Raw genomic sequence first — 26,161 nt, 5'->3', positions numbered from 1 at the left:
ACCATGACCATCAAGATTGGCATCAACGGCTTCGGCCGCATCGGCCGCAACGTGCTGCGCTCGGCGCTGCAGAACTTCTCCGACATCGAAGTCGTTGCGATCAACGACCTGCTGGAGCCCGACTATCTGGCCTATATGCTGCGCTACGACAGCGTGCACGGCCGCTTCCGTGGAGAGGTGTCGGTCGACGGCAACACGCTGATCGTCAACGGCAAGAAGATCCGCCTGACGCAGGAGCGCGACCCGGCCAACCTGAAGTGGAACGAGGTCGGCGCCGACATCGTGATCGAGTCCACCGGCCTGTTCCTGACCAAGGAAGCCGCCGAGAAGCACATTGCCGCTGGCGCCAAGAAGGTGATGATGTCGGCACCGTCGAAGGACGACACGCCGATGTTCGTCTTTGGCGTGAACCACAAGACCTACGCCGGCCAGCCCATCATCAGCAATGCGTCGTGCACCACCAACTGCCTGGCGCCCGTGGCCAAGGTGCTGCATGACAAGTGGGGCATCAAGCGCGGCCTGATGACCACCGTGCACGCCGCCACCGCCACGCAAAAGACCGTCGACGGCCCTTCCAACAAGGACTGGCGCGGCGGCCGCGGCATTCTGGAGAACATCATTCCCAGCAGCACCGGCGCCGCCAAGGCCGTGGGCGTGGTGATCCCCGAGCTGAACAAGAAGCTGACCGGCATGTCGTTCCGCGTGCCGACGTCGGACGTGTCGGTCGTCGACCTGACAGTTGAGCTGGAAAAGGAAGCCAGCTACGACGAGATCAAGGCCGAGATGAAGGCCCAGTCGCAGGGCGCGCTCAAGGGCGTGCTGGCTTACACCGAGGACAAGGTCGTCGCCACCGACTTCGTCGGCGAGACGCATACCTCGGTGTTCGACGCCGACGCCGGCATCGCGCTGGACAAGACCTTCGTCAAGGTCGTCGCCTGGTACGACAACGAGTGGGGCTACTCCAACAAGTGCCTGGAGATGGTGCGCGTGATGGCCGGTCAATAAACGGCGGCTTTATCTCTCCTTCAAAAACGCGCCTTTCGGCGCGTTTTGCTTTGAATACGTTCTTACCCCCGCAGCAGCTTCTCCCGCGCCAGCTCCAGCGCCTGCGGATGGGCGCGCAGTACCAGGGTGTCGCCCTCGGCCAGCGGCATGGGGTCGTCGGGCTCGGACAGCCTGCCGCCGGCGCGGCGCACGTGGATCAGGTGCACGCCCATGGCCGGCAGCGTCAGCGAGTCGATGCTGCGGCCGATCGTCGCCGCGTCGGGCGCCAGCGTGATCGAGGCCAGGCGCTCCTGGTCGCGTTCGCTGGCGGTGTCGTCGTCGGCGCCGTGAAAGTAGCCGCGCAGCAGGCCGTAGCGCGCGCTGCGCTGCTCCTGCACCATGCGCACCACGCGGCGCACCGGCACGCCCACCAGTGCCAGCGCCTGGCTGGCCAGCATCAGCGAGCCCTCGATGGCCTGGGGCACGACCTCGGTGGCGCCCGCGGCCTGCAGGCGCTCCAGGTGGGTGTCGTCCTGCGTGCGCACCAGCACCGGCACCTGTGGCGCATGCGCGCGCGCCAGCGCCAGCACCTTGAGTGCGGCGGGCGTGTCCAGCGGCGTGATGACGACGGCCGCCGCGCGCGCCAGGCCCGCGGCCATCAGCGCCTGCAGCCGCGTGGCGTCGCCAAACACCACCGAGTTGCCGGCCGCCGCCGCCTGGCGCACGCGGTCGGGATCCAGATCCAGCGCCAGGTAGCCAATGCCCTCGTGCTCCAGCAGCCGCGCCAGGTTCTGGCCGCAGCGCCCGTAGCCGCAGATCAGCACATGGCCGCTGGTGTTGATGGACTGGCGCGCGATCTGCGTGACCTGCAGCGACTGCTGCAGCCAGTCGCTGGCGACCAGCCGGGTGACGATGGCGTTGCTGTACTGGATGAGAAAGGGCGTGGCCAGCATCGACAGCACCATGGCCGCCAGCAGCGGGTTCATCAGCGCCGGCGCGATCAGCTCGTGCATGTTCATCAGCGCCAGCAGCACGAAGCCGAACTCGCCCGCCTGCGCCACATACAGGCCGGTGCGCAGCGATACACCGGCGCTGCCCCCGCGCCCGTAGGACAGCACAAAGATGATGGCCGTCTTCAGCAGCAGCGGCCCGAGCAGCAGCACCAGCACCATGGCCCAGCGCTCCAGCAGGATGTGCCAGTCCAGCATCATCCCCACGGTGATGAAGAACAGGCCCAGCAGCACGTCGTGGAAGGGACGGATGTCGGTGTCCACCTGGTGGCGGAATTCGGTCTCGGCCACCAGCACGCCGGCAATGAAGGCGCCCAGCGCCAGCGACAGGCCGGCCAGCTCGGTCAGCCAGGCCAGGCCCAGCGTGACCAGCAGCAGGTTGAGCATGAACAGCTCCTCGCTCTTGCGCCGCGCCACCAGCGTCAGCCACCAGCGCATCACGCGCTGGCCGCCGGCCAGCAGCACCGTGACCAGCAGCGTGGCCTTGAGCAGCGCCAGGCCCAGCGCCAGCAGCAGCGCGTCGGGCTCCGAGCCCAGCGCCGGAATCAGCACCAGCAGCGGCACGACGGCCAGGTCTTGGAACAGCAGAATGCCCAGCACGCGCCGCCCGTGCTCGCTCTCCAGCTCGGCGCGCTCGGTCAGCAGCTTGACGACGATGGCCGTGCTGCTCATCGCCAGCAGCCCGCCCAGCGCCAGCGCGCTCTGCCAGCCCATGTCCCACACGCCGCCCACCCAGCGCGACAGCAGCAGCGCCAGCGTGGTGAACGCCGCCATCGACCCCACCACCTGCAGCAGTCCCAGGCCGAACACGAAGCGGCGCATCGCGCGCAGCTTGGGCAGGCTGAATTCCAGACCGATGGCGAACATCAGAAACACCACGCCGAACTCGCCCAGGTGGCGCACGCCCTCGGAGTTGCTGGCCAGCGCCAGCGCGTGCGGGCCGATCAGAATGCCCGCGGCCAGGTAACCCATCATCGGCGGCAGGCGCAGCATGCGACAGGCCACGACGCCGAGCACTGCGGACAGCAGATAGAGCAGGGTCAGGGCCAGCGATGACATGACCGGTGATGGTAAAGGCTGCATGGGCTGTGCCGGTACGGGCCATCGGGGCGGGCCGGCCGTGCGGTCATGCGCGCGCCGATAAAATCCCCTCCCATGCTCACCGCCTCTGCCGCTGCCACCGCCTTTGACGCCGACCAGGCCCTGCGCCTGGGGCGCGAAACCTTCGAGATCGAGGCCCACGCGCTCTCCGACCTGGCCGCGCGCCTGGACGACGCCTTCGTGCAGGCCGTGCAGCTGCTGCTGGGCGTGCGTGCGCGCGTCGTCGTGATGGGCATGGGCAAGAGCGGCCACGTCGGGCGCAAGATCGCCGCGACGCTCGCCTCCACCGGCACGCCCGCCTTCTTCGTTCACCCGGCCGAGGCCAGCCACGGCGACCTGGGCATGGTCACGCCGCAGGATGTGGTGCTGGCCATCTCCAACAGCGGCGAGAGCCACGAGCTCACCGTGCTGCTGCCCGTGCTCAAGCGCCAGGGCGTGCCGCTGCTGGCGCTCACGGGCAAGCCCCAGTCCACGCTGGCGCGCCATGCCGACGTGGTGCTCGACTGCAGCGTCACGCGCGAGGCCTGCCCGCTGAACCTGGCGCCCACGACCAGCACCACCGCGCAGCTGGCCATGGGCGACGCGCTGGCCGTCGCGCTGCTGGACGCGCGCGGCTTTCGCGCCGAGGACTTTGCCCGCTCCCACCCTGGCGGCGCGCTGGGCCGGCGCCTGCTCACCCATGTGCGCGACGTGATGCGCACCGGCGACGACGTGCCGCGCGTCGCGCCCCAGGCCGACTTCAGCACGCTGATGCGCGAGATGAGCGCCAAGTGCGTGGGCGCGGCGGCCATCGTCGACGCCGCAGGCCACCCCATCGGCATCTTCACCGACGGCGACCTGCGCCGGCGCATCGAGTCGGGCGCCGACGTGCGCGCGATGGACGCGCAGGCGCTGATGCACGCCCACCCGCGCACCCTGGCCGCCGACGCGCTGGCCGCCGACGCCGCGCTGGTGATGGAGCGCCACGCCATCACCAGCGTGCTCGTCACCGACGCGGCCGGCGTGCTGGTCGGCATCGTGCACATCGGCGACCTGATGCGCGCCAAGGTAATCTGATGGCCACGCCCCTGCCCGAGCTGCAGCCCGCGCTGCACTTCTCCCCCGAGCTGCTGCTGCGCGCCCAGGACGTGCGCGTGGCCTTCTTCGACGTCGACGGCGTGCTCACCGACGGCGGGCTGTATTTCTCCGAGTCCGGCGAGGCGCTCAAGCGCTTTCACACGCTGGACGGCCACGGCATCAAGCTGCTGGCGCGCGCCGGCATCACGCCGGCCGTGGTCACTGGACGCGACAGCGCCGCGCTGCGACTGCGCCTGTCGGCGCTGGGCGTGGTGCACGCGCGCTTTGGCACCGAAGACAAGCGCCCCGCGGCCGAGTCCATCCTGGCCGAGCTGGGCCTGGGCTGGCACCAGGCCGCGGCCATGGGCGACGACTGGCCTGACCTGCCCATGCTGCGCCGCGCGCAGCTCGCCTGCGTGCCGCCCGCCGCCCACGCCGAGGTGCGCGCCGTCGCCCACTACACGACGTGCGCCGCAGGCGGCCAGGGCGCGGCGCGCGAGTTCTGCGACCTGCTGCTGGTGGCCAGCGGCCGCTACCGCCAGCTGCTGCAGGATTACGCGCAATGACGTCGCGCCGCGCCGCCGACCGCCTGGGCGCCTACCTGCCCATCGCGCTGATGGGCGTGCTGGCGCTGGGCACCTGGTGGCTGGTGCGCAACGCCCCGCAGCCGCAGCCGGTAGCCGCGCCCAAGCCGCCCGCGCATGTGCCCGACTACACGATGCACGGCTTTTCCGTCAAAAGCTTTGATGCCAGCGGCCGCCAGACCAGCGACGTGCGCGGCACGCTGGCCAGCCACTACCCCGACACCGACACCACCGAGATCGAGCAGGTGCAGCTGCGTTCGGTGCACGAGGACGGCAGCGTGCTGACGGCGACCGCCAAGCGCGCGCTGAGCAACGCCGACGGCTCCGAGGTACAGCTGCTGGACGACGCCGTCGTCACGCGCACGCCCGCGCCGGCGGCCACGGCCAGCGCAGCGCGCCAGAAGCCGGTCATGCAGTTTCGCGGCGATTTCCTGCATGTCTGGGTCAACGAGGAGCGCGTGCGCTCGCACCTGCCGGTCACGCTGATTCGCGGCAAGGATCGCTTCACCGCCGACGCGATGGACTACGACGACCTGGCCCAGGTGCTGCAGTTGCACGGCCAGGTGCGCGGCGAACTGGCGCCCCAGTCCCCGGCGGCCGCGCCGGCGCGCGCCCGCTGACATGAATCACGCTGGCGCGCCCCTGGCCTACATCACCGGCGCGTCCAGCGGCATCGGCCAGGCGCTGGCGCAGCGCTACCTCGACGCCGGCTGGCGCCTTGCGCTGTCGGCGCGCCGCGCCGACCTGCTGCACGACTGGGCGCGGCAACAGGGCGTGGACGATGACCGCATCGGCATCTACCCGGCCGACGTCAGCGACAGCGCCCAGGCCATGGCTGCCGGGCGGCAATGCCTGCAGCAGCAGGGCCTGCCCGACGTGGTGATCGCCAACGCCGGCATCAGCGTTGGCGTGGACACGTCGATTGCCGCCGACCTGGCCGTGATGCAGCGCGTGCTGGCCACCAACGTGACCGGGCTTGCCGCCACCTTCCAGCCCTTCATCACGCCGATGGCCGCGCGCGGCAGCGGCCGCCTGGTGGGCGTGGCCAGCGTGGCCGGCGTGCGCGGCCTGCCGGGCCATGGGGCGTACTGCGCCAGCAAAGCGGCGGCGATTGCCTATTGCGAGAGCCTGCGCGGCGAGCTGCGCGCCAGCGGCGTGCGCGTGGTGACGCTGGCGCCCGGCTATGTCGACACGCCGCTGACCCGTGCCAATCGCTACGCCATGCCGTTTTTGATGCAGCCCGAGGACTTTGCCGCGCGCGCGGTGCGCGCGATCGACGCGGGCGACTCCTGGCGCGTCATTCCCTGGCAGATGGGCGTGGCCGCAGCGGTGTTGCGCCAGCTGCCCAACGCCTGGTTCGACCGGCTGCTGGTTGGGCGCGCGCGCAAGCACCGCGACGGCGGCCCGGGCGCGGCGCCAGACGAACCGGGCGGGCGCCCATGAAAAACGGCGGCTGCCGTCAGGGCAGTCGCCGTCGTCGATTCCGTTGGTGAGGCTGCGGCTCAGCCGTGCAGCATCACTCCTCGCTGGTGCGGATCGTGTCGCGCCCGCTCTTGTCGCGCACGCGGCCCATGTCGGCGTCCAGTGCGCGCACCAGCTTGTCGCAGGCGCCGGTGAAGGCGTCGGCCAGCTTGTCGGCGTCGGCGGTCACCGAGACGGGCTGGCGGCCCGCCGGGCGCGCCTCCAGGCGGCAGCGCTTGTCGTTGGCGCCCGATTTGCTGGCGTCCTCGTCGGACAGAAAGACCTCGACGCGCGTCACCCATTCGCGAAAACGCGCCAGGCGGGCCAGCGTCTCTTGCTGCACCCATTGGGCCAGCGACTCACCACCCTGGATCTTCTTGTCGGTATGCACTTGAACTTGCATGGTCTTCCTTTCTCAGCGTCGCGCCGGCCGGTAACCGGCAATTCCTTGAATGTTGACGTCTACATCATCCCAGATTTCCCATCGCATTTTCACAAGCGCTTGCGCGGCGCCCCCACCGGCGGCGCATGCGTGCGCGCCCGCGCTGCGCGACCCTGCATTCGGTGCTACAACCGCCGCATGACTGCGCAACAACGTCTGAAAATCGGCCTGTCGGCCTGCTTCTCGCACGCCGACCCGCAGCGCCCGCTGTTCACCGGCAAGACGCTGCAGTACGTGGAGCAGTCGGTGGCGCACTGGATCATGTCGGCCGGCGCGCTGGTGGTGATGGTGCCCTGCCCGACGGGCGAGACCGCGCGCGGCGACGTGACGCTGACGCACTATGCGCAGTGGCTGGACGGCGTCGTCATGCATGGCGGCTCCGACGTCTGGCCCGGCAGCTACGGCGAGCAACCGCTGCGCCCCGACTGGATGGGTGACCGCGTGCGCGACCTGTACGACCTGGCCGTCGTCGAGGCCTTCGAACAGCAGGGCAAGCCCATCTTCGGCATCTGCCGCGGCCTGCAGCTGATCAACGTCGCGTTTGGCGGAACGCTGTACCAGGACATCGAGATGCAGCACCCGGGCGCGCACCGCCACCGCGACCCCGTCACCTACGACCAGCACTTCCACGGCGTCGACATCGTGCCCGGCACGCGCATGGCGCGGCTGTATCCGGGGCAGGGCCGCGTCACGGTCAACAGCATCCACCACCAGGGCGTCAAGAACCTGGCGCCAGGTTTTGACGTCGAGGCCTGGAGCTGGCCCGACGCCGTGCCCGAGGCCATCCGGCGCAACCCCAGCCAGGGCGGCGGCTATGTGGCCGCGACGCAGTGGCACCCCGAGTTCGGCGCCAAGACCGGAGCCATCCTGGACGCCACGCCGCTCTTGAACGACTTCCTGTCCGCCTGCCAGCGCGCCCGCGAGCGTCCCCGCCCGGGCGCCAGCCCGCTGCAGGTGCGCGACCGCGCCGCGCGCCTGCTGCGCCAGGCGCTGCTGCGGCTGGAGGCGCGGTAGGAGAGCAGGACTGCTGCGGCGCGCCGTGGTCGCCCGGCCCGGCCTCGTCGATGGCCTGTTATCCAGGCGCCAGACGCAGGCGCTTCAGCCTAGAACCGTTTCTAGGTTCAATTCAATGGTGGTGGCCGTGGCCGCCGTGCACGTGGCGGTGGGCGACTTCTTCGGCCGTCGCGGAGCGCACCTCGGTCACCTTGCAGGCGAAGCGCAGCGCCTGGCCGGCCAGCGGGTGGTTGCCGTCCAGGTGCACCTCGGCCCCCTTGATCTTGACCACGCGGTACATCTGCGGCTGGCCGTCCGGCCCCGGGCCTTGCAGTTGGCCGCCCACCTTGACGCCCGGCGGAAAGTCGCTCTTGGCGATGGTGCGCACCAGCGCCTCGTCGCGCTCGCCAAAAGCGTCCTGCACCGACAGGTCGATCGTCGTGGCAAAGCCCGGCTCCTGGCCTTCAAGGGCGGCCTCGACTTTGGGGAACAGGTTGTCGTAGCCGCCGTGCAGGTAGGCGGTGTGGCCGCTGTCCAGCGGCTTGCCCTGGGGGCTGGTGACCTTGTAGCTGAGGGTGACGGCGGTGTCCTGGGTGATTTTCATGATGGGGAATCGGTGTGGTGGTCAGTCAAAGTCGCTGGTCTGCGGCTGGTCGAAGTAGCGGCTGGGTGGTTGCGGGTGTTCGGCGTCGCCCGCCGTGGGGCGGGCCGGTATCTGCTTGGACAGGTCGCCAGCCTTCTTGCGGTAGGCGCGGATGAAGAAGGGGTGGAATTTGAGCGGGTGGGCGTCGGTCGGGGCATCGCCAAACCCGACCGATTCGCTGCCCTGCGTCCTGGGGCGCCAGCCGGCCCAGGGCGTACCGTCGAACAGGCCGATGGCCTGCTCGGTGCGAATGCCGATCAGCTGGTCGATGCGACGGTAGTCGGCAAACGGCAGGCCCGAGCGGTTGAGCGGCTGGCCCAGCGGGAAAAAGTTGCCGGCCACGCGGCTGTGGCCCATGCCTGCGGCGCGTGCGTGCGCGATCAATCCGTCCGTATAGCGGCGGGACAGGGCCGAGAACGCCTGCGCCTGCGGGCCCAGCGTCCAGCCCGTCGGGGCCACGCCATCAAGGGCCAGGCCGGGCGTACCGGGGCTGGCCACGACGGTGTAGGGCATGGTGGCGGCCAGATTGGTGACGATGATGAACACGGTCGCGCCAAAGCCGCGCGCGCCTTCGCAGGGCTGGTCGTCCTCGTCGTACTGGCGTGCATGCAGTTCGGTCTCGAAGCGCAGCGCCAGGCGGTCGGCAATGTCGATGGTCGGCACGAAATAGACCAGCAGCCGCTCGGGCTGATCCAGAAAGCCGCTGCACAGCTGCTCCCAGTATTCGGCGCGCTCTTCGTCGAACGGCGACGCCGACCAGATCCACAGCTCGCGGTGCTGGGCAAACAGTTGCGCGGGGCTGCAGCGGTCGCCGGTCGCTGGCACGGCGACGGTCAGCGCCAAGCCCAGCCGCTGGCTGGCAAAGGCACGCAGCCGCTCGGCCACGGCCAGGCTGCGCGCGCTGCCAATGGCCAGCAGTGTGCGGTGCAGCGTGCGCAGGGTGTGCGAGTCCTGGGCGAGGGCATTCAGATCGATGGCTTCGTCGCCGGGCGATGCGCCGCGCAGCGTGGCCAGTTCGGCGGCCGTGAGATCCAGCGCCGTGAGCAGCTCGTGTGCCATGGGCGCCTGGTGGGTAAGCATGGAGGGTGTTGTTCTTGTCAGCAAAGGGTCAGATTTTAGAGGCTGGCCGCAAACCTGCAGCAAGTGGCGCGCTTGGCTTGCCTTACCATCCGAGGTTTGCCCCCAGTTGCACTGCACCCGCCATGCCCCATCTGTTCAGCGCCAACGACTATCTGCGCCAGCACATTCGCACCGTGCCCGACTGGCCGGCGCCGGGCGTGCAGTTTCGCGACATCACGCCGCTGCTGCAAAACCCCAAAGTGTTTCGCGTGATGATCGACGCCTTCGTGCACCGCTACATGGATGACGGCATGCGCCCCGACGTGGTGGCCGGGCTGGACGCGCGCGGCTTCATCCTGGGCGCGGTACTCGCGTACGAGCTCAACGTCGGCTTCGTGCCGATCCGCAAGAAAGGCAAGCTGCCGTTCACCACGGTGGAGGAAACCTACGAATTGGAATACGGCAGCGCCACGGTGGAACTGCACAGCGACGCGGTGCGCCCGGGCGACAAGGTGCTGCTGGTCGACGACCTGATCGCTACCGGCGGCACGATGATGGCGGGCAAGAAGCTGCTGGAGAAACTGGGCGCACAGGTCATGGAGGGCGCGGCCATCGTCGACCTGCCCGAGCTGGGTGGCTCCGAGCGCCTGCGCGCTGCGGGCCTGCCGCTATTCACCTTGGTGGCGTTCGACGGGCACTGAAATGGCTTGAAGCCGCGCGTGGCCTAGTCTTGGCGCGTGTTTACGATTTCTGTTTGACCATTCTTTCTCGTCATGCCGGCGAAAGCCGGTATCCAGCCCTCGCTGTGAAGGAGGTGTCGCCGCTGGATTGCGGCTTTCGCTGCAATGACGGAGCAGGGAGTCCTGCCTTTGGTGGATAGAAAGCGAGCTGCGGAAAGATCGTAAACACGCTCTTAGCGCGGCTCGCCGTACATCGTGCTGCTGAGGGCGTCGGGGCGCTGGCGCTCTTGCACGTCGGGCATGACGGTGTCGGCAAACCCGCTGTCGGGTGTTTCGGCGCTGGTCGCAGAAGGTGGCAGCCTGGTGGCGCGGGCCTCGCTGGCGCGGGCTCTGGCCTTGGCCAGGGCTTGCCGGAACGCCGCCATTTCCGTCGCGTCGATCGGGTCGAATGCCGCTGCGTCGGTGCGGCCGTCCAGAGGCACGACTTTTTTCCGAGGCGCTGGCGGCGCCAGTGGTGCTGGTGCGCTCGCTGGTGTGGCCGTCAGGGGGGCGGGTGACGAGGTCAGCGCAGCGGGGCCGGAGGCCAGCGGCGCGGGCGTGGACACGGGCGCGCCCTGTGCGCCGGCGCTGTACCGCAGCCGGGGATTGACGCGCCAGTACACCGACTTGACCTCGATGCCCAGGCGGATCTGGGCCGAGCGGGTGATCCACGCCTCGGTGTCGCTCCACAGACCCACGTTGGCGCTGTATTCCTTGGCCACGTCGAGCATGACGATGAAGCGCTCGCCCTGTGTGTCCAGCATCAGCACCTTGAACGCGTAGTCGGCCGACAGCACGCCTGCGCGCGCCATGGCCTCGCGCACGACGCCGTAGAGCTGCTCACGCCGCTGCAGCCGGGCGGCCTGGTGGGTGGGAGGGCCGCTTTGGCTGGCGCGCGCAGACCGGCCGCGCACCGGAGTGACCGTCAGGGGCCCGGGTGCGCGCTGGTTGATTTTTGCGGTGGGAAACAGCCAGCCAAACAAGGACATGAAGAAAAATCGGGCCCAATAATCGTCAAAAGTGCGACCAAGTGTATCTGTGCCTCGCCGCTGCGGCGATAGGGCATTCGGCGCAGCGTTTGCTGCTTTTGCCGGTGTTGTGATTACTTCCCGATGCAGAAGCTGGAAAAAATCACGCCCAGCAGGTCGTCGGCGCCGAACTCGCCGGTGATGGTGTTGAGCGCGTTCTGCGCCAGGCGCAGTTCCTCGGCCAGCAGATCCAGCGCGGGGGCGGGGAGTTGCAGCAGTGCGGTGGCCTGCTCCACATGAGCGTCGACCTCGCGCAGCGCGGCGATGTGGCGCGCGCGGGCAATGTGCACGCCTTCGGCCGCGGGTTGCCAGCCGGCCAGCGTCAGCAGTTGCTGGCGCAGTGCGTCCAGGCCCTGGCCGGTGTGCGCCGATAGGCGCAGCTGCAGATGGTCGGTGGCGCTGGGCAGCAGTGCACCGGGTTCACCCTCGGCGTCGCACTTGTTCCACACATCGATCACCGGCACGCCTGCGGGCAGGCGGTCTTGCAGGGTTTCGGTGATCACCGCGTCGTTGGCGCGGTAGTCGGCGTCGTGCTGGCGCGTCAGGTCGTGCAGCAGCAGCACCGCGTCGGCGCGTTCGATCTCCTCCCAGGCGCGCGCGATGCCGATGCGCTCGACCTCATCGTTGCTTTCGCGCAGGCCGGCGGTGTCGATGACGTGCAGCGGCACGCCCTTGATCTGGATGGTTTGCTGCACCTTGTCGCGCGTGGTGCCGGCGATCGGCGTGACGATGGCCAGCTCGGCCCCCGCCAGCGCGTTGAGCAGCGAGCTTTTGCCCGCGTTGGGCTGGCCGGCGATCACCACGGTGATGCCGTCGCGCAGCAGTGCACCCTGGCGCGCGCGCTGCATCACCTGGGCGAGGTGTTGTTGCAACCGTATCAGTTGCCCCTGGGCGTCGCTGGCGCGCAGGAAGTCGATGTCTTCCTCGGGAAAGTCCAGCGTTGCCTCGACCAGCATGCGCAGGTGCACCAGCGCGTCGCGCAGCGCGTGGATTTCCTGCGAAAACGCGCCCGACAGCGAGCGCCCGGCGCTGCGTGCTGCGGCCTCGGTGCTGGCGTCGATCAGGTCGGCAATCGCCTCGGCCTGCGCCAGGTCGACCTTGTCGTTGAGGAACGCGCGCTCGGTGAACTCGCCCGGCTCGGCCAGGCGCAGGCGCGGCAGCGCGTCCTGCGCCACCTCCAGGCAGCGCGCCTGCAGCAGTTGCAACACCACCGGGCCGCCGTGGGCCTGCAGTTCCAGCACGTCCTCGCCGGTGTAGCTGTGCGGCGCGGGAAAAAACAGCGCCAGTCCCTGATCGATGGGCTGGCCCTGCGCGTCGGCAAACGGCAGGTAGTGCGCGTGGCGTGGTGTCAGGCTGCGGCCGAAGAAGGCCTGGACGAAGGGTTCGAGCGCCCGCCCCGAGATGCGCACCATGCCCACCGCGCCGCGCCCGGGAGCGGTGGCGATGGCGGCAATGGGGTCGAGGTGGCGTGCGTGCATGGCGGGATTATTGCCGCGCCTGGGTAGCGCATCAAAAAGGCCCGCGATGCGGGCCTGGGGGTGGAAGGGCTGATCAGGAAATGGAATTACTTGATCGTCGTCCAGTTGGGCATGGGCCGGTCGTCTGCGCGGTGCACGGTCTCGACGCCCTTGCGCATGGCCCAGGGACGGATCTGGTGGTGCAGCGGGATGTAGTAGTACTCGTCCTTGATGCGTTGCAGCGCGTCGTGGATGAGCTGGTCGCGCTTGGCAGAATCCATCTCGACCTTGATCTGGGCGATCATGCCGTCGAGCGCCGCGTCGCTGAAGCGCCCGCCGTTGTAGGTGCCAAGGCCTGCCTTCTCGTCCTTGGTGGCGGCCAGTGAATCGAGCGAGTACAGCGCGTCGAAGGTGGCGACGCCCCAGCCCAGCATGTAGGCGTTGGTCTCGCTGTTGAGCATGCGCGAGATGTACTGCGCCATCGGCGCGGCGGCCAGCGACGCCTTGACGCCGATGCGCGTCCACATGGCGGTGACGGCCTGGCAGATCGCCTCGTCGTTGACGTAGCGGTCGTTGGGGCATTCGAGCTTGATGGCAAAGCCGTTGGGGTAGCCGGCGTCGGCCAGCAGCTTCTTGGCGGCTTCGACGTCGTACTTGGACGCGCGCTCGTCCAGCTGCTTGGTCCAGCCATGCACCATGGGCGCGATCATCGTGCCGGCGTTGACCGACAGGCCGCGCATGGTGCTGCGGTGGATGGCGCCGATGTCGATGGCCTGGTACAGCGCCTGGCGCACGCGCTTGTCCTTGAGCGGGTTCTTGCCCGGCGTGCCGGCGCCGGGCAGCTCGTCGCGGTATTGGTCCAGGCCCAGGAACATGGTGCGGTTCTCGGCGCCTTCGATCAGCTTGAGCGCGCTGTCGGCCTTCATGCGGCCCAGGTCTTGCGGCGGCGGGTCGGGCACGAAGTCGACCTGGCCCGAGATCAGCGCCGCGGTGCGCGTGGCGGCCGACTTGATCGGCGTGAAGACCACTTCGTCGACGTTGCCCTTGGGCTTGTCCCACCAGTCGGCGTTTTTCTTGAGCACGACCTTCACGTCGGGTTGCCAGCTCTCCAGGACGAAGGGGCCGGTGCCGTTGGCGTTGCGCGAGGCGTAGTTCTCCTCCTTGCCCGCGTAGTCCTGCGACTTGGTCGCATTGTGCTTTTCGGCCCAGGCCTTGTTCATGATGCGCGCCTCGGTGATCTCGCGCAGCAGGATGGGGTTGGGGCCCTTGAGGATGAGGTCGACCGTGTGGTCGTCCACCTTCTTGACTTCCTTGACGCTTTGCGCGGCCACCATCATGTTGGACGGCGGTGTCATCACGCGGGTGAAGGAGAACACCACGTCGTCGGCAGTGAACGGCGAGCCGTCGTGGAATTTGACGCCTTCGCGCAGCGTGAAGCGCACCTGCGTGGGGCTGATCTGCTCCCATTTGGTGGCCAGCGCGGGCTCGATCTGGAACTTGTCGTTGTAGCGCACCAGGCTCTCGTAGACCTGCTGCAAAAAGGCGTGCGTGGTCTGGTGGTTCTGCGCGTGCGGGTCGGTGGTCAGGATGTCGTTGGCGCCTGCCCAGCGCAGCGTGGCGGCCTGGGCGGCAGTGGTGGCGCCCAGGGCGAGCAGGGCGGCCGCGGCCAGCGTGGCCAGGCGCAGGCGTGTGCGTGTGTGCATTCGGAAAATCTCCTTGTTGGTTATCGATGCAAGCCTGCCATCCTACCCAAAACGACCACGGCCGCATATGCGGCCGTGGTGGGGTTTGCGTGCGCTGGCGCGGTCAGCGGAACTTGGGCAGGTTGAACTGCGGCGGCACGCCCATGCGCGTATTGATGAGCCACTGCTGCGCAATCGACAGCAGGTTGTTGGTCAGCCAGTACAGCACCAGGCCGGCCGGGAACATGAAGAACATCACGCTGAACATCAGCGGCATGATCCACATCATCTTGGCCTGCATCGGGTCGGGCGGCGCGGGGTTGAGCGCGGTCTGCAAGAGCGTGGACAGCGTCATCAGCAGCGGCAGGATGAAGTACGGATCCTTGGTCGACAGGTCATGGATCCAGCCGATCCACGGCGCCTGGCGCATCTCCACGGTGGACAGCAGCACCCAGTACAGCGCGATGAACACCGGGATCTGGATCATGATGGGCAGGCAGCCGCCCAGCGGATTGACCTTCTCCTCGCGGTAGATGCGCATCATCTCCTGCTGCATCTGCTGGGGCTTGTCCTTCAGGCGCGTGCGCATGTCCTGGATGCGCGGATTCAGCGCCTTCATCTTGGCCATGCTCGAATACGCCTTGGCGTTGAGCCAGTAGAAGGCGATCTTGAGCAGCAGCACCAGGCCGACGATGGACCAGCCCCAGTTGCCCAGCAGGCTGTGGATCTTGTCGAGCAGCCAGTACAGCGGCTTGGCCAGAATGGTCAGCCAGCCGTAGTCCTTGACCAGCTCCAGGCCGGGGGCCAGCGCCTCCAGCGTCTTCTCCAGCTGCGGGCCGGTGAACAGGCGCGCCTCCACCGCCTTGGTCTGGCCGGGGGCGATCTCGCCCAGAGGGGCGATGGCCTGCACGCGGTAGCAGCAGTCGGGGGCGCTGGCGCCAATGTCGGCCGCGTCCACGCGCAGCGCGCGGCGCATGCCCTCGGGCAGCAGCCAGGCACTGGTGAAGTAGTGTTGCACCATGGCGATGTAGCCGGTGGTGCTCTCCGCCGGAATGTCGACCTTGCCGGCCTTGATGTCCTTGAAGGTGAGCTTCTGGTACTTCTTCTCGTCGGTGTAGACCGCCGGGCCGGTGAAGGTGGAATAGAACGGCGTGGTGCCAGCCGGCTCGTTGCCGTCGCGCACCAACTGCAGGTACAGCTGTGGGCTGACCGGCGCGCTGCCGGTGTTGACCACCTCGTGGCGCACGCCGATGTCGTAGGCGCCGCGCTTGAGCGTGAAGGTCTTGACCAGCTTGATGCCGCCCAGGTCGGGCGACTCCAGGCGCAGCTGCACCTCGTTGTCGCCGTCGGCAAGCGCACGCGCGCCGGGCACCACATGCATGACAGTCTTGTGCGTCGGGAAGTTGCCGCCGATCAGGCCAGTCTGTGCCAGGTAGACGTGGCTGGCGCTGTCGTCCATCAGCACCAGCGGCTCGGTGTCGCCCTGGTGCTCGGTGTAGCGCAGCAGTTCGCTCTTGATCAGCGATCCGCCTTCGCTGTCGAACGTCAGCCGCAGCACGTCGTTGCTGACCGTGACGCGTTCGCGCGGCGCGGTGGGTGCGTCCGGTGCCGTGGGTGTGTCGACTTGCGTCAGCGCGGCGGCTGCGTCCTGCGGTGCGTCGGGTACGGCCGCGGGCAGTTCCTGCGATGCGGCAGGCGCACCGCTTCCGGCCGTCTGCGTTTGCGGTGCCGGGAAGAAGGTGGCCTTGTGCCCGTTATGAACCTGCCATTTGTCCCACAGCATGACCAGCGAGAAGGCAAAGATCACCCACAAAATGGTGCGGCGAATGTCGTTCATGGATTCTTCTTCGGTGAGGAATGGGGGGCTTGCGGTGCCATCCAGCGGGTGAAAAGCCGGGGGCGCTCCTGCGGCACGGGGTCGCAGCCGCCGTCGCACCAGGGCTGGCAGCGTGCCAGGCGTTTGAGCGTCAGATAGCTGCCCGCGGCAGCTCCATGTCGCTCCAGCGCCTGCAGCGCGTAGGCGGAACAGGTGGGCTCAAAGCGGCAGCTCGACCCCAGCCAGGGACTGAGCAGCAGCCGGTAGGCGCGCACCAGCGCCATCAGCGGCCGGCGCATCATGGCGCGGTGCCGCCGCGGCGTGCCGCCGCGGCAAACAGCTGCTGCAACTCGCCGCGCACCGCCAGGCGCAGCGGCTCGGACCAGGCGCTGGGGTAGCGCTTGCGGTCAAAGCCCGCGCGCAGGCGCACCACATGCGCGGCGCCGGGCAGCGGCAGGCCTGCGGTCAGTGCGTAAATCTGGCGCTTGATGGCGTTGCGCGTGACGGCGCGGCGCGCCCAGCGCTTGGGCACCATGGCGCCCATCCATGGCGCCGCAAGCTGAGCTGCCCCTGCAACGCCGAACAGGGCCTGCGGCTCCTGGCGTTGTGCCGGGGAGTCGGGCCCTGTATCGGGGTGGCAGGTGGCTGCGAGCATGGCGTCCAGCGCAAGGCGGTGCAAGGCGAAATGCGCCGTTCGTGCAACCGTGCCGGCGGCCAGGACTGCCTGGAACTGGGGGCGCGTCTTCAGCCGATGCATTGCAGCAGCGGCCTGCGGCGGCGCACTCAGACGGCCAGGCGCTTGCGGCCCTTGGCGCGGCGCGCGTTGATGACGGCGCGGCCACCGCGCGTCTTCATGCGCACGAGAAAGCCGTGGGTGCGGGCGCGGCGGGTCTTGGAAGGCTGGTAAGTACGTTTCATGGTCGTTCCTTGAGGGTCAATGTCCGAAGATGACTGCGATCGGCCATCTTCAGTGGCGCGGCGCGCCGCCCATCTGCATCCACCCTGGACGGCCTGCTGCCATGCCGGGTGGGCAGGGCAGGAGGTGCGCCGCCCATCTGTGTTCGCCCATCGGCGTCATGCGCCTTCTAGGGAAACCTGCAATTATTGCAATTTTTATGAGGTGTTGCAATGGCCTGGCGCGGGCGAGCCGCTTGCGGTCGCTGGCCGAGATTGTGGATAAGGTCTGGAAAAGCTACAATCGCAGCCTCCTGAACGTTCCTCCTGTCCACAAATACAACGATTCCCAATGCACGAGGAACCGATCACTTTTCTCTCCTCCCAAGACGATGCCGACCCGGGCCAGAGCCTGTGGCAGGCGTGCACCGAGCAACTGGCGCGCGAGATGCCCGAGCAGTTGCTCAACACCTGGATCAAGCCTTTGAGCGCGCAGGCCGCGCCCGACCTGTCGCGCCTGACACTGACGGTGCCCAACCGTTTCAAGCTCAACTGGGTGCGCTCGCAGTACGCCGGGCGCATTGCGCAGCTGCTCGAACAGCTGTGCGGCCAGCCAGTGGTTCTGGAGTTAGCGGTCACTCAGCGTGAAAATCCCGCCAGAACTCATATTCGTTCAGAATCTGTCGCCTCCGCCTCGCCTGTGAACGTGGGCCGTATGGCCGATCCGGCAGCGCCCGCCGAGCCTCAGGCCCAACCCCAGGAGCAGCGCTCGCGGCTCAATCCGGCTCTGACCTTCGAGACCCTGGTCGAGGGCACGGCCAACCGCATGGCGCGCTCGGCCGCGATGCACGTGGCCGGCTCCCCCGGGCAGATGTACAACCCGCTGTTCATCTACGGCGGCGTCGGCCTGGGCAAGACCCACCTGGTGCATGCAGTGGGCAACCAGCTGCTGGCCGACCGGCCCGACGCCAAGGTTCTCTACATCCATGCGGAGCAGTTCGTCTCGGATGTGGTCAAGTCGTACCAAAGGCGCACCTTCGACGAGTTCAAGGCGCGCTACCACTCGCTTGATCTGCTGTTGATCGACGACGTGCAGTTCTTTGCCAACAAGGATCGCACGCAGGAGGAGTTCTTCAACGCCTTCGAGGCGTTGCTGGCCAAGAAGAGCCATTTGGTGATGACCAGCGACACCTATCCCAAGGGTCTGGCAAACATCCATGAGCGCCTGGTCTCGCGCTTCGACTCGGGCCTGACGGTGGCGATCGAGCCGCCAGAGCTTGAGATGCGCGTTGCCATTTTGATCAACAAGGCGCGCGCCGAAGGCGCCGAGATGCCCGAGGAGGTGGCCTTCTTCGTCGCCAAGAACGTGCGCTCCAACGTGCGCGAGCTCGAAGGCGCGCTACGCAAAATCCTGGCCTATAGCCGCTTCAACCTCAAGCCCGTGTCCATCCAGCTGGCGCGCGAGGCGTTGCGCGACCTGCTGTCCATCCAGAACCGCCAGATCAGCGTCGAGAACATCCAGAAAACGGTGGCCGATTACTACAAGATCAAGGTGGCCGACATGTATAGCAAAAAGCGTCCGGCCAGCATTGCCCGCCCGCGCCAGATCGCCATGTACCTGGCCAAGGAGCTGACGCAAAAAAGCCTGCCCGAGATTGGCGAGCTGTTTGGCGGACGCGACCATACGACGGTGTTGCACGCGGTGCGCAAGATCGGCGGCGAACGCCAGCAGCTCACCGAGCTGAACCAGCAGCTGCACGTGCTGGAGCAGACGCTCAAGGGCTGATGCCCGACGGGCAGCGACAGATGCCAGGCATGGTGGTGCAGCATTCGCAGGCACAATGTCAGGTTGGGCGGGAGAGCGCCCGCCCCCCTATCGTCACATCATTCAAGGTTCATACCCCATGATCGTCCTGAAGGCTCCTCAAGAGAAAGTCATTGCCGTGCTGCAAGCGGTGTCGGGCATCGTCGAGCGCCGCCACACCGTGCCCATTCTTGCCAACGTACTGATTCGCAAGACCGGCAACGCACTGCAGTTCACGACGAGCGACCAGGAGATCCAGATTCGCACCGTGGCCGAGCTGGGCGGCGACGTGGGCGACTTCACGACCACCGTCGGCGCGCGCAAGCTCATCGACATCCTGAAGACCATGCCCGGCGACCAGACGGTGAGCCTGGAGAGCAGCCAGTCCAAGCTGATCTTGAAGGGCGGCAAGAGCCGGTTCACGCTGCAAACGCTGCCGGCAGAGGACTTCCCGCTGGTGCAGGAGTCGGCGCAGTTCGGCCCCGCGTTCAGCGTGCCGCAGAAGACGCTCAAGACGCTGCTGGCGCAGGTCTCGTTCGCCATGGCGGTGCAGGACATCCGCTACTACCTCAACGGCATCCTGTTCGTTGCCGAGGGCAAGACGCTGTCGCTGGTGGCCACCGACGGCCACCGCCTGGCGTTTGCCAGCAGCGAGCTGGACGTCGAAGTGCCCAAGCAGGAGGTAATCCTGCCGCGCAAGACCGTGCTTGAGCTGCAACGCCTGCTGTCGGATGCCGAGGGCGCCATCGAGATGCAGTTCGCCAGCAACCAGGCCAAGTTCCGTTTTGGCGGCATGGAGTTCGTCACCAAGCTGATCGAGGGCAAGTTCCCCGACTACAACCGCGTAATCCCCACCACGCACCGCAACAGCGTCACGCTGGGGCGCGCGCCGTTGCTGGCCAGCCTGCAGCGCACCGCCATCATGACCAGCGACAAATTCAAGGGCGTGCGCCTGAACATCGAGCCCGGCTCGCTGCGCGTGGCGGCCAACAACGCCGAGCAGGAAGAGGCCGTCGACGAGCTCGACATCGACTACGGCGGCGACGAGATCGAGATCGGCTTCAACGTCACCTACCTGATCGACGCGCTTGGCAGCATGCACCAGGACATGGTGCGCATCGACATGGCCGACGGCAACAGCTCGGCCCTGTTCATGATCCCCGAGGACGCCAACTTCAAATACGTCGTGATGCCAATGCGCATCTGACCCTGACCCAGACCCTGGGCGCGCGGCCACAAGCCGGCGCCCGGGGCTTTTTACCGATTGAACGGCTGCGGCGCACCGACCCGGAACCCGCCGCAGCGCCCAAGGCTTTTGCATGACCGTCGACCACCAGCCCGATTCCCCCGCACCCGCACCCCAGCCCGACGCTGGCGGCTACGGCGCCGGCGCCATCCAGATCCTTGAAGGCCTGGAGGCAGTGCGCAAGCGCCCGGGCATGTACATCGGCGACACGTCCGACGGCACCGGCCTGCACCACCTGGTCTTCGAGGTGGTCGACAACTCCATCGACGAGGCGCTGGCCGGCTACTGCGACGACATCGTCGTCACCATCCACGGCGACAACGCGCTGTCCGTCAAGGACAACGGCCGCGGCATTCCCGTCGGCGTCAAGCTGGACGACAAGCACGAGCCCAAGCGCTCGGCCGCCGAGATCGCGCTCACCGAGCTGCACGCCGGCGGCAAGTTCAACCAGAACAGCTACAAGGTCTCGGGCGGCCTGCACGGCGTGGGCGTGTCCTGCGTCAACGCGCTGTCCAAAACGCTGCGCCTGACGGTGCGCCGCGGAGGCAAGGTGTACCAGCTCGACTTCTCGCGCGGCGTGGTGCAAGACCGGCTGATCGAATTGGTGGACGGCGAGGAGACCTCGCCGATGAAGGTCGTCGGCGACACCCAGGAGCGCGGCACCGAGGTGCGCTTTCTGCCCGACACCGAGATCTTCAAGGAAAACCACGTCTTCCAGTACGAGGTGCTGGCCAAGCGCTTGCGCGAGCTCTCGTTTTTGAACAACGGCGTGCGCATTCGACTGGTCGACGAGCGCACCGGCCGCGAGGACGACTTCTCGGGCGCTGGCGGCGTGCTCGGCTTCGTCAAGTTCGTCAACGCCAACAAGCGCGTGCTGCACCCCACGGCCTTCTACGCCAGCGGCTCGCGCCCGGCAGAAACCTATGGCGGGATTCCCGGCACCGAGATCGGCGTCGAAGTGGCCATGCAGTGGAACGACGGCTACAACGAGCAGGTGCTCTGCTTCACCAACAACATCCCGCAGCGCGATGGCGGCACCCACCTGACCGGCCTGCGCGCGGCGATGACGCGCGTCATCGGCAAATACATTGCCGACAACGAGCTGGCCAAAAAGGCCAAGGTGGACGTGACCGGCGACGACATGCGCGAAGGCCTGTGCTGCGTGCTCTCGGTCAAGGTGCCCGAGCCCAAGTTCAGCAGCCAGACCAAGGACAAGCTGGTCTCCAGCGAAGTGCGCGCGCCGGTCGAAGACATCGTCGGCAAGCTGCTGGCCGACTACCTGGAAGAGAAACCCAACGACGCCAAGATTCTGTGCGGCAAGATCGTCGAAGCCGCCCGCGCCCGAGAAGCCGCGCGCAAGGCCCGTGAGATGACGCGCAGGAAGGGCGTGCTCGACGGCATGGGCCTGCCCGGCAAACTGGCCGACTGCCAGGAAAAAGACCCGGCGCTGTGCGAGATCTACATCGTCGAGGGCGACTCCGCCGGCGGCTCCGCCAAGCAGGGGCGCGACCGCAAGTTCCAGGCCATCCTGCCGCTGCGCGGCAAGATCCTGAACGTCGAAAAAGCGCGCTATGAAAAACTGCTGTCCAGCCAGGAAATCATCACGCTGATCACGGCGCTTGGCACCGGCATCGGCAAGACCAGCATCGACGAAGGCAGCGGCAACGGCAAAAGTGGCGCCGACGACTTCGACGCCGCCAAGCTGCGCTACCACCGCATCATCATCATGACCGACGCCGACGTCGACGGCGCCCACATCCGCACGCTGCTGCTCACGTTCTTCTACCGCCAGATGCCCGAACTGGTCGAGCGCGGCCACATCTACATTGCCCAGCCGCCGCTGTACAAGGTCAAAAACGGCAAGGAAGAGCTGTACCTGAAGGACGGCCCGGCGCTGGATCAATACCTGCTGCGCATCGCGCTCAACCATGCCAGCGTCATCACCGGCGGCGACAACCCGCAAACGCTCACCGGCGACACGCTGGCCGAGCTTGCGCGCAAGCACCAGGCGGCCGAGGCCATCATCGAGCGCCTGTCCGCCTATCTCGACCAGGAGGCGCTGCGCGCCATCGCCGACGGCGTGCCGGTGCAGTTGGACAGCATCGAGCAGGCCCGGCACAGCGCCGACCAGATGCAGGCGCGCCTGCGCGCCATACACACCAAGGGCGTGGCCGCCGAGGTGAGCGCCGAGATCGACCCGCGCAGTGAAAAACCCATTCTGCGCATCAGCCGCCACCATCACGGCAACATCAAGAGCAGCCTGCTGACGCAGGACTTCGTCGCCAGCGAAGACTACGCCGCGCTGGCCGAGGCGGCGCAAACCTTCCACGGCCTGCTGGGCGAAGGCGCCAAGGCCGTGCGCGGCGAGGGCGACAAGGCCAAGGAAGAAAAAGTGGCCGACTTCCGCTCCGCCATGCAATGGCTGATCCGCGAGGCCGAGCGCACCACCAGCCGCCAGCGCTACAAGGGCCTGGGCGAAATGAACCCTGAGCAGCTGTGGGAAACCACCATGGATCCGGCCGTGCGCCGCCTGCTGCGCGTGCAGATCGACGACGCCATCGAAGCCGACCGCGTGTTCACCATGCTGATGGGCGACGAAGTGGAGCCGCGCCGGGACTTCATCGAAACCAACGCGCTGCGGGCGGGCAATATCGACGTGTGATGGCAGTCGTCGATGGATCCATGAAGTGAGAAAGAATATAAAAAGACCGTGAGCCGGCCGGCAGCCACAATGTCCATGCTGTCTTTGCGCGGGCCGCGGCGGTGCATCTGCTACAACAGGGCGATCGACGTTTCTCATACACGACAAGGACAGACCATGACTGCACCCGCCGCCGACGTCGGCACGCTCAAGCGCACCACTGACGGCTTTGAAGGCGTTCTCACGCGCCAGTTCGACCATGACGGCGCCGCCGTCTGGCGCATGCTCACCGACCCGCCATCGATGGCGCAGTGGCTGGCGTCCGGCAGCATCGAGCTGCGCGAGGGTGGCGCGGTGCGCATCGATTTCGCCGACAGCGGCATCCTGATCGACAGCCGCGTCACCGCATTCGAAGACCAGCGCGTGCTGGCCTACTCCTGGAGCAGCGGCAGCGAGCCCGAGCGCCCGCTGCGCTTCGAGCTCGTCCCCCAGGACGGCGGTACGCAGCTGACGCTGACGGTGCGCGTGCCCGCCAGCGAAGACGCGGCCAAGGCCTGCGCCGGCTTCGAGGGCCACCTGGACATGCTGGCTGCCGCGCTGGAGGGCGTGCCGATCAAGTTCCCGTTCGAGCGCTTTCTACAGGCACGCGCCGCCTACAAGGAACAGCTGGGCGCCTGAAACACTCCCAGCCGCGCACGCCATGGCCAGCACCACCTACCACCCCGGCGCGCCGCCCCTGCAGGTGGCGCAGTGGTTCAACACGCGCGAGCCGTTGACGCTGGAGGATCTGCGCGGGCGCGTGGTACTGCTGCACGCCTTCCAGATGCTGTGCCCGGGCTGCGTCGAGCACGGCATCCCGCAGGCGCGGCGCGTGCATGAGGCCTTTCCCAGCGCCGACGTCGTGGTCATCGGCCTGCACAGCGTGTTCGAGCACCACGCGGTGCAGGGCACACCCGAGGCGCTGCAAGCCTTCATCCACGAATACCGGCTGCGCTTTCCGATCGCGCTGGATCGCCACGAGGGCGACGGCTCCATCCCTCTGACGATGCGCAGTCTGTCGCTCAGCGGCACGCCCAGTCTGGTGCTGCTGGATCGCCAGGGGCGCATCCGCCTGCACCATTTCGGCCACCTGGACGACCTGCGCGTGGGTGCAGTGCTGGGCCAGCTCTTGACCGAACCGACGCCTGAACCGCTGCCCGATGCTGCGGCTGGCACCAGTGCGGCGCCCAGCGGGCCAGCTGGCTGCGACGCCAACGGCTGCCCACTGCCAGACGACACCCCGGACGCAATGCACTGATCGTTTCTTTCCACCGTCATTCCGGTGGAATGACGGCGTGCAGGGGAATAGCCAGGCCGCCCTACCGCCAGCGCAACGCTGCAAACGCATACATCAGCGCCCCGGCCACCAGCGCCGCTGCGGCCAGCGACAACCCCCAGGCAAAGCCCTCGGCCTGCGTGCCGCGCCCCAGCAGCCAGGCGACCATCGGTGGGCCGATGATCTGGCCCAGACCGTAGACCGCGGTGATCAGGCTGGTGTTGCTGTCGGCCGAGCTCGGCCAGATGCGGCGCGCCTCCTGCAGCCCGTAGAAGGTGATTGCGGTGAACGGCAGGCCCAGCAGCAGGCTGCTTGCCGCAAAGCCCGCGGGCGTGGGCCACCACAGGCCCACGCCAATGCCCAGCGCCTGCATCAGATAGGCCAGCATCAGCAGCCAGCGCCTGTCCCAGGCCATCGGTGCACGCGTGCTCAGCGCCGCACCCACGGCCACGCCGGCGCCAAAGATCGGCCAGAACAGGTCGGGCCAGGGCGACCCGGCGGGCAGAGCGGTGCGCGCGATCACCGGCAAGAACGTGGCCGTGACGATGTAGCCCAGCCCGGCCAGCCCGTAGGCCAGCGCATGCAGCGCGCGCGCTGGCACGCTGGCATCCTCGCTCGCCCCCTGGGCATGGCGCGCCGGCGCGGTGGGCAGCGTCTTGGCGGCTCGTCCCTGAACCACGGGCCAGACCAACAGGCACAGCAGCACCGACAGCACGCCGAACACCGCCCAGGCCGTTGCCGCGCGCCAGTCAAGCGCCACCATGGCGCTGGCCGCCAGGCCGGTCAGCACGATGCCCACGCCCGGCCCGCTGAAAATCAACCCGCCCAGCGCCGGCTGGCCCAGCACCGTGAGCCTCACCATGCACCAGGACGCCACGTTCAGCAGCACCACGGCGCTGGCCACGCCCGCGGCAAAGCGCAGCGTGGGCCAGGTGGCCTGCAGCGGCGCGGCCATGGCCACTGTCAGCACCACCGTGGCCACCAGGCCAACGCGCGCCAGCCGCGCCGGGTGCCAGCACCGGTACAGCGCCGGCGCCACCCAGGGAAACGCCATGCAGGCCAGCGCCCCCACCAGATAGCCGATGTAGTTGGCCGTGGCCAGCCAGCTGCCGCTGGTGAGCGTGACCACGCCGTCGTCCATCATCATCGGCAGCAACGGCGTGAAGGCGAAACGCCCCACGCCCATGGCGACGGCCAGTGCCAGCATGCCGGCCAGCGCCACGGCATACGGGCGGTCTCCCCAGGACTGGGTGTGCGATGTCATAATCAGTATTGAAGATTGTTATTTACAAAATCATCGCATAAACAGATGATTACCGACCTGGTTGCACTCGATATTTTTCGCACCGTCGCGCAAGAGGGCAGCGTCACACGCGCGGCCGAGCGGCTGGGCCGCGCGCAGTCGGGCGTGACCACGCGCATTCAGCAGCTCGAAGAACAGCTGGGCTGCACGCTGTTCGTGCGCGAAGGCCGGCGCCTGGCACTCAGCCCCGCCGGCAGCACGCTGCTCACCTATGCCGAGCAGCTGCTCGCGCTGGCCGAGCAGGCCCGCCAGGCGCTGCATCCAAGCCAGCCCCAGGGGCGGCTGCGCCTGGGCGCGATGGAGAGCACCGCCGCCGCGCGCCTGCCCCAGCCGCTGGCGCAGCTGCATGCGCGCTGGCCGCAGCTGGTCATCGAGCTGCGCACCGCGCCGTCGGCCCCACTGGTCGAGCAGGTGCTGGCGCACCAACTGGACGCCGCGCTGGTCGCGTGGCCGCCGCCCGGCCTGGACGACGACGCCGGCCTGGTGCGCACACCCGTTTTCGACGAAGAGCTGCTGCTGGCGCTGCCCGCGACCCACGCGCCGCTGCGCCGCCCGGGCGACCTGCAGCTGGACACGCTGGCCGCCTTCAGCCACGGCTGCACCTACCGCCGCCTGGGCGAGGACTGGATGCGCCAGGCGCGCGGCGCGCCGCCCCAGGTGCTGGAGCTGGCCTCCTACCCCGCCATCCTGGCCTGCGTGGCCGCCGGGCGCTGTGCCGGCGTGGTGCCGCGCGCCATGGTCGAGCAGTTGCGCGAGCCGCCCGCGCTGCAGTGGGTGGCGCTGGGGCGCTGCACCACCGAACTGGTGGCCCGCGCGGGCCACGACACCCCGGCGCTTCAGGCGCTGCGCGCCGCGCTGCTGGCGCTGGCGGGCAGCGTAGGCGCGCCGGCTTCTTTGACCGACGACGACAGGACTTGACCACC

The 26,161-nt window shown here is 68.0% G+C and carries 25 protein-coding genes; 13 read left to right on the top strand and 12 right to left on the bottom strand.

Going from position 1 to position 26,161, the window contains the following annotated elements; genetic code table 11:
* Positions 1-3: 3 nt before the first annotated feature.
* The gene (gene gap, locus ABD767_RS04230) at positions 4-1,005 is read left to right on the top strand and encodes a type I glyceraldehyde-3-phosphate dehydrogenase (protein ID WP_103044339.1); all 1,002 of its coding nucleotides are present in this window, start codon (positions 4-6) and stop codon (positions 1,003-1,005) included.
* A gap of 62 nt (positions 1,006-1,067) precedes the next feature.
* Here gap and ABD767_RS04225 read toward each other — a convergent pair whose 3' ends face one another.
* Positions 1,068-3,053, bottom strand: a complete 1,986-nt coding sequence (locus tag ABD767_RS04225) for a monovalent cation:proton antiporter-2 (CPA2) family protein (protein ID WP_103044338.1) — start codon at positions 3,051-3,053, stop codon at positions 1,068-1,070.
* Positions 3,054-3,149: 96 nt separating this feature from the next.
* Between ABD767_RS04225 and ABD767_RS04220 the strand changes: the two genes are divergently transcribed.
* The 4 genes from ABD767_RS04220 to ABD767_RS04205 are packed head-to-tail and all read left to right on the top strand — an operon-like array spanning position 3,150 to position 6,178.
* Positions 3,150-4,151 carry a KpsF/GutQ family sugar-phosphate isomerase gene (locus ABD767_RS04220; RefSeq protein ID WP_103044337.1) on the top strand — a complete coding sequence of 334 codons (1,002 nt, stop codon included), beginning with the start codon at positions 3,150-3,152 and terminating at the stop codon, positions 4,149-4,151.
* Positions 4,151-4,717 carry an HAD hydrolase family protein gene (locus ABD767_RS04215; protein WP_103044336.1) on the top strand — a complete coding sequence of 189 codons (567 nt, stop codon included), beginning with the start codon at positions 4,151-4,153 and terminating at the stop codon, positions 4,715-4,717. Before ABD767_RS04220 ends, ABD767_RS04215 begins: the two co-directional genes overlap by 1 nt.
* Positions 4,714-5,355, top strand: coding sequence for an LPS export ABC transporter periplasmic protein LptC (gene lptC, locus ABD767_RS04210; protein WP_103044335.1), 642 nt, complete (start codon positions 4,714-4,716; stop codon positions 5,353-5,355). The genes ABD767_RS04215 and lptC overlap by 4 nt, the downstream gene beginning before the upstream one ends.
* Position 5,356: 1 nt before the next feature.
* Complete coding sequence (locus ABD767_RS04205; RefSeq protein WP_103044334.1) at positions 5,357-6,178, top strand: SDR family oxidoreductase; 822 nt, start codon at positions 5,357-5,359, stop codon at positions 6,176-6,178.
* Between the two features lie 73 nt (positions 6,179-6,251).
* Here the strand turns inward: ABD767_RS04205 and ABD767_RS04200 are convergent, their stop codons facing one another.
* Positions 6,252-6,599 (bottom strand): HPF/RaiA family ribosome-associated protein, encoded by a 348-nt coding sequence (locus ABD767_RS04200; RefSeq protein ID WP_103044333.1) that lies wholly within the window; start codon positions 6,597-6,599, stop codon positions 6,252-6,254.
* A gap of 177 nt (positions 6,600-6,776) precedes the next feature.
* Between ABD767_RS04200 and ABD767_RS04195 the strand changes: the two genes are divergently transcribed.
* The gene (locus ABD767_RS04195) at positions 6,777-7,652 is read left to right on the top strand and encodes a gamma-glutamyl-gamma-aminobutyrate hydrolase family protein (RefSeq protein ID WP_103044332.1); all 876 of its coding nucleotides are present in this window, start codon (positions 6,777-6,779) and stop codon (positions 7,650-7,652) included.
* A gap of 112 nt (positions 7,653-7,764) precedes the next feature.
* Here the strand turns inward: ABD767_RS04195 and ABD767_RS04190 are convergent, their stop codons facing one another.
* Positions 7,765-8,235, bottom strand: coding sequence for a peptidylprolyl isomerase (locus ABD767_RS04190; RefSeq protein WP_103044331.1), 471 nt, complete (start codon positions 8,233-8,235; stop codon positions 7,765-7,767).
* Between the two features lie 21 nt (positions 8,236-8,256).
* Positions 8,257-9,354, bottom strand: coding sequence for a hypothetical protein (locus tag ABD767_RS04185; RefSeq protein WP_103044330.1), 1,098 nt, complete (start codon positions 9,352-9,354; stop codon positions 8,257-8,259).
* Positions 9,355-9,476: 122 nt separating this feature from the next.
* Here ABD767_RS04185 and ABD767_RS04180 point away from each other — a divergent pair, with 122 nt between their 5' ends.
* On the top strand, positions 9,477-10,034 hold the full coding sequence (locus ABD767_RS04180; RefSeq protein WP_103044329.1) for an adenine phosphoribosyltransferase: 558 nt from the start codon (positions 9,477-9,479) through the stop codon (positions 10,032-10,034).
* A 212-nt stretch (positions 10,035-10,246) separates the two neighbouring features.
* Here ABD767_RS04180 and ABD767_RS04175 read toward each other — a convergent pair whose 3' ends face one another.
* From ABD767_RS04175 to rpmH, 7 genes are all read right to left on the bottom strand, one after another.
* On the bottom strand, positions 10,247-11,041 hold the full coding sequence (locus ABD767_RS04175; protein ID WP_103044328.1) for a hypothetical protein: 795 nt from the start codon (positions 11,039-11,041) through the stop codon (positions 10,247-10,249).
* 113 nt (positions 11,042-11,154) lie between these two features.
* Entirely contained in the window at positions 11,155-12,558 is a 1,404-nt protein-coding gene (mnmE, locus tag ABD767_RS04170) for a tRNA uridine-5-carboxymethylaminomethyl(34) synthesis GTPase MnmE (protein ID WP_103044327.1), read from the bottom strand.
* Between the two features lie 86 nt (positions 12,559-12,644).
* Positions 12,645-14,240, bottom strand: a complete 1,596-nt coding sequence (locus ABD767_RS04165) for an ABC transporter substrate-binding protein (RefSeq protein WP_103044326.1) — start codon at positions 14,238-14,240, stop codon at positions 12,645-12,647.
* Positions 14,241-14,343: 103 nt separating this feature from the next.
* The gene (gene yidC, locus ABD767_RS04160) at positions 14,344-16,056 is read right to left on the bottom strand and encodes a membrane protein insertase YidC (RefSeq protein ID WP_103044325.1); all 1,713 of its coding nucleotides are present in this window, start codon (positions 16,054-16,056) and stop codon (positions 14,344-14,346) included.
* Positions 16,053-16,337 (bottom strand): membrane protein insertion efficiency factor YidD, encoded by a 285-nt coding sequence (gene yidD, locus ABD767_RS04155; RefSeq protein WP_103044324.1) that lies wholly within the window; start codon positions 16,335-16,337, stop codon positions 16,053-16,055. The genes yidC and yidD overlap by 4 nt, the downstream gene beginning before the upstream one ends.
* On the bottom strand, positions 16,334-16,792 hold the full coding sequence (locus ABD767_RS04150) for a ribonuclease P protein component (RefSeq protein ID WP_344868388.1): 459 nt from the start codon (positions 16,790-16,792) through the stop codon (positions 16,334-16,336). The genes yidD and ABD767_RS04150 overlap by 4 nt, the downstream gene beginning before the upstream one ends.
* 26 nt (positions 16,793-16,818) lie before the next feature.
* A complete protein-coding gene (gene rpmH, locus ABD767_RS04145; RefSeq protein WP_005798102.1) occupies positions 16,819-16,953 on the bottom strand; it encodes a 50S ribosomal protein L34 in 135 nt (44 codons plus the stop codon).
* A gap of 328 nt (positions 16,954-17,281) precedes the next feature.
* Here rpmH and dnaA point away from each other — a divergent pair, with 328 nt between their 5' ends.
* The 5 genes from dnaA (at position 17,282) to ABD767_RS04120 (ending at position 23,917) form a co-directional block, all read left to right on the top strand.
* Positions 17,282-18,715 (top strand): chromosomal replication initiator protein DnaA, encoded by a 1,434-nt coding sequence (gene dnaA, locus ABD767_RS04140; RefSeq protein ID WP_344868385.1) that lies wholly within the window; start codon positions 17,282-17,284, stop codon positions 18,713-18,715.
* A gap of 118 nt (positions 18,716-18,833) precedes the next feature.
* The gene (gene dnaN / locus ABD767_RS04135; protein ID WP_103044321.1) at positions 18,834-19,940 is read left to right on the top strand and encodes a DNA polymerase III subunit beta; all 1,107 of its coding nucleotides are present in this window, start codon (positions 18,834-18,836) and stop codon (positions 19,938-19,940) included.
* Positions 19,941-20,052: 112 nt separating this feature from the next.
* Positions 20,053-22,641, top strand: a complete 2,589-nt coding sequence (gene gyrB, locus ABD767_RS04130; protein ID WP_103044320.1) for a DNA topoisomerase (ATP-hydrolyzing) subunit B — start codon at positions 20,053-20,055, stop codon at positions 22,639-22,641.
* A 156-nt stretch (positions 22,642-22,797) separates the two neighbouring features.
* The gene (locus ABD767_RS04125) at positions 22,798-23,298 is read left to right on the top strand and encodes an SRPBCC domain-containing protein (RefSeq protein ID WP_103044319.1); all 501 of its coding nucleotides are present in this window, start codon (positions 22,798-22,800) and stop codon (positions 23,296-23,298) included.
* Positions 23,299-23,320: 22 nt separating this feature from the next.
* Entirely contained in the window at positions 23,321-23,917 is a 597-nt protein-coding gene (locus tag ABD767_RS04120) for a redoxin domain-containing protein (RefSeq protein ID WP_103044318.1), read from the top strand.
* Positions 23,918-23,978: 61 nt separating this feature from the next.
* On the opposite strand, the gene ABD767_RS04115 is transcribed toward ABD767_RS04120, so the two are convergent.
* Positions 23,979-25,199 carry a YbfB/YjiJ family MFS transporter gene (locus ABD767_RS04115; protein WP_103044317.1) on the bottom strand — a complete coding sequence of 407 codons (1,221 nt, stop codon included), beginning with the start codon at positions 25,197-25,199 and terminating at the stop codon, positions 23,979-23,981.
* Positions 25,200-25,244: 45 nt separating this feature from the next.
* Here ABD767_RS04115 and ABD767_RS04110 point away from each other — a divergent pair, with 45 nt between their 5' ends.
* Positions 25,245-26,156, top strand: coding sequence for a LysR substrate-binding domain-containing protein (locus ABD767_RS04110; RefSeq protein ID WP_103044316.1), 912 nt, complete (start codon positions 25,245-25,247; stop codon positions 26,154-26,156).
* Positions 26,157-26,161 lie beyond the last annotated feature (5 nt).

The sequence above is a fragment of the Comamonas faecalis genome, assembly GCF_039538025.1.
In the GTDB taxonomy this organism is placed as follows: Bacteria; Pseudomonadota; Gammaproteobacteria; order Burkholderiales; family Burkholderiaceae_C; genus Comamonas_C; species Comamonas_C faecalis.
Note: the sequence above shows the minus strand (reverse complement) of the source record. Positions and strands in the feature narration are given on the sequence as shown.

Bases quoted from the DNA above. Each gene is read 5' to 3' on its own strand.
- ABD767_RS04175 (WP_103044328.1), bottom strand. From the start codon at position 11,041: ATGTCCTTGTTTGGCTGGCTGTTTCCCACCGCAAAAATCAACCAGCGC.
- ABD767_RS04110 (WP_103044316.1), top strand. From the start codon at position 25,245: ATGATTACCGACCTGGTTGCACTCGATATTTTTCGCACCGTCGCGCAA.
- ABD767_RS04115 (WP_103044317.1), bottom strand. From the start codon at position 25,199: ATGACATCGCACACCCAGTCCTGGGGAGACCGCCCGTATGCCGTGGCG.
- dnaA (WP_344868385.1), top strand. From the start codon at position 17,282: ATGCACGAGGAACCGATCACTTTTCTCTCCTCCCAAGACGATGCCGAC.
- ABD767_RS04125 (WP_103044319.1), top strand. From the start codon at position 22,798: ATGACTGCACCCGCCGCCGACGTCGGCACGCTCAAGCGCACCACTGAC.
- lptC (WP_103044335.1), top strand. From the start codon at position 4,714: ATGACGTCGCGCCGCGCCGCCGACCGCCTGGGCGCCTACCTGCCCATC.
- gyrB (WP_103044320.1), top strand. From the start codon at position 20,053: ATGACCGTCGACCACCAGCCCGATTCCCCCGCACCCGCACCCCAGCCC.
- ABD767_RS04190 (WP_103044331.1), bottom strand. From the start codon at position 8,235: ATGAAAATCACCCAGGACACCGCCGTCACCCTCAGCTACAAGGTCACC.
- ABD767_RS04120 (WP_103044318.1), top strand. From the start codon at position 23,321: ATGGCCAGCACCACCTACCACCCCGGCGCGCCGCCCCTGCAGGTGGCG.
- ABD767_RS04185 (WP_103044330.1), bottom strand. From the start codon at position 9,354: ATGCTTACCCACCAGGCGCCCATGGCACACGAGCTGCTCACGGCGCTG.
- ABD767_RS04195 (WP_103044332.1), top strand. From the start codon at position 6,777: ATGACTGCGCAACAACGTCTGAAAATCGGCCTGTCGGCCTGCTTCTCG.
- yidC (WP_103044325.1), bottom strand. From the start codon at position 16,056: ATGAACGACATTCGCCGCACCATTTTGTGGGTGATCTTTGCCTTCTCG.
- yidD (WP_103044324.1), bottom strand. From the start codon at position 16,337: ATGATGCGCCGGCCGCTGATGGCGCTGGTGCGCGCCTACCGGCTGCTG.
- dnaN (WP_103044321.1), top strand. From the start codon at position 18,834: ATGATCGTCCTGAAGGCTCCTCAAGAGAAAGTCATTGCCGTGCTGCAA.
- gap (WP_103044339.1), top strand. From the start codon at position 4: ATGACCATCAAGATTGGCATCAACGGCTTCGGCCGCATCGGCCGCAAC.
- mnmE (WP_103044327.1), bottom strand. From the start codon at position 12,558: ATGCACGCACGCCACCTCGACCCCATTGCCGCCATCGCCACCGCTCCC.
- ABD767_RS04165 (WP_103044326.1), bottom strand. From the start codon at position 14,240: ATGCACACACGCACACGCCTGCGCCTGGCCACGCTGGCCGCGGCCGCC.
- ABD767_RS04150 (WP_344868388.1), bottom strand. From the start codon at position 16,792: ATGCATCGGCTGAAGACGCGCCCCCAGTTCCAGGCAGTCCTGGCCGCC.
- ABD767_RS04180 (WP_103044329.1), top strand. From the start codon at position 9,477: ATGCCCCATCTGTTCAGCGCCAACGACTATCTGCGCCAGCACATTCGC.
- ABD767_RS04215 (WP_103044336.1), top strand. From the start codon at position 4,151: ATGGCCACGCCCCTGCCCGAGCTGCAGCCCGCGCTGCACTTCTCCCCC.
- ABD767_RS04220 (WP_103044337.1), top strand. From the start codon at position 3,150: ATGCTCACCGCCTCTGCCGCTGCCACCGCCTTTGACGCCGACCAGGCC.
- rpmH (WP_005798102.1), bottom strand. From the start codon at position 16,953: ATGAAACGTACTTACCAGCCTTCCAAGACCCGCCGCGCCCGCACCCAC.
- ABD767_RS04200 (WP_103044333.1), bottom strand. From the start codon at position 6,599: ATGCAAGTTCAAGTGCATACCGACAAGAAGATCCAGGGTGGTGAGTCG.
- ABD767_RS04205 (WP_103044334.1), top strand. From the start codon at position 5,357: ATGAATCACGCTGGCGCGCCCCTGGCCTACATCACCGGCGCGTCCAGC.
- ABD767_RS04225 (WP_103044338.1), bottom strand. From the start codon at position 3,053: ATGTCATCGCTGGCCCTGACCCTGCTCTATCTGCTGTCCGCAGTGCTC.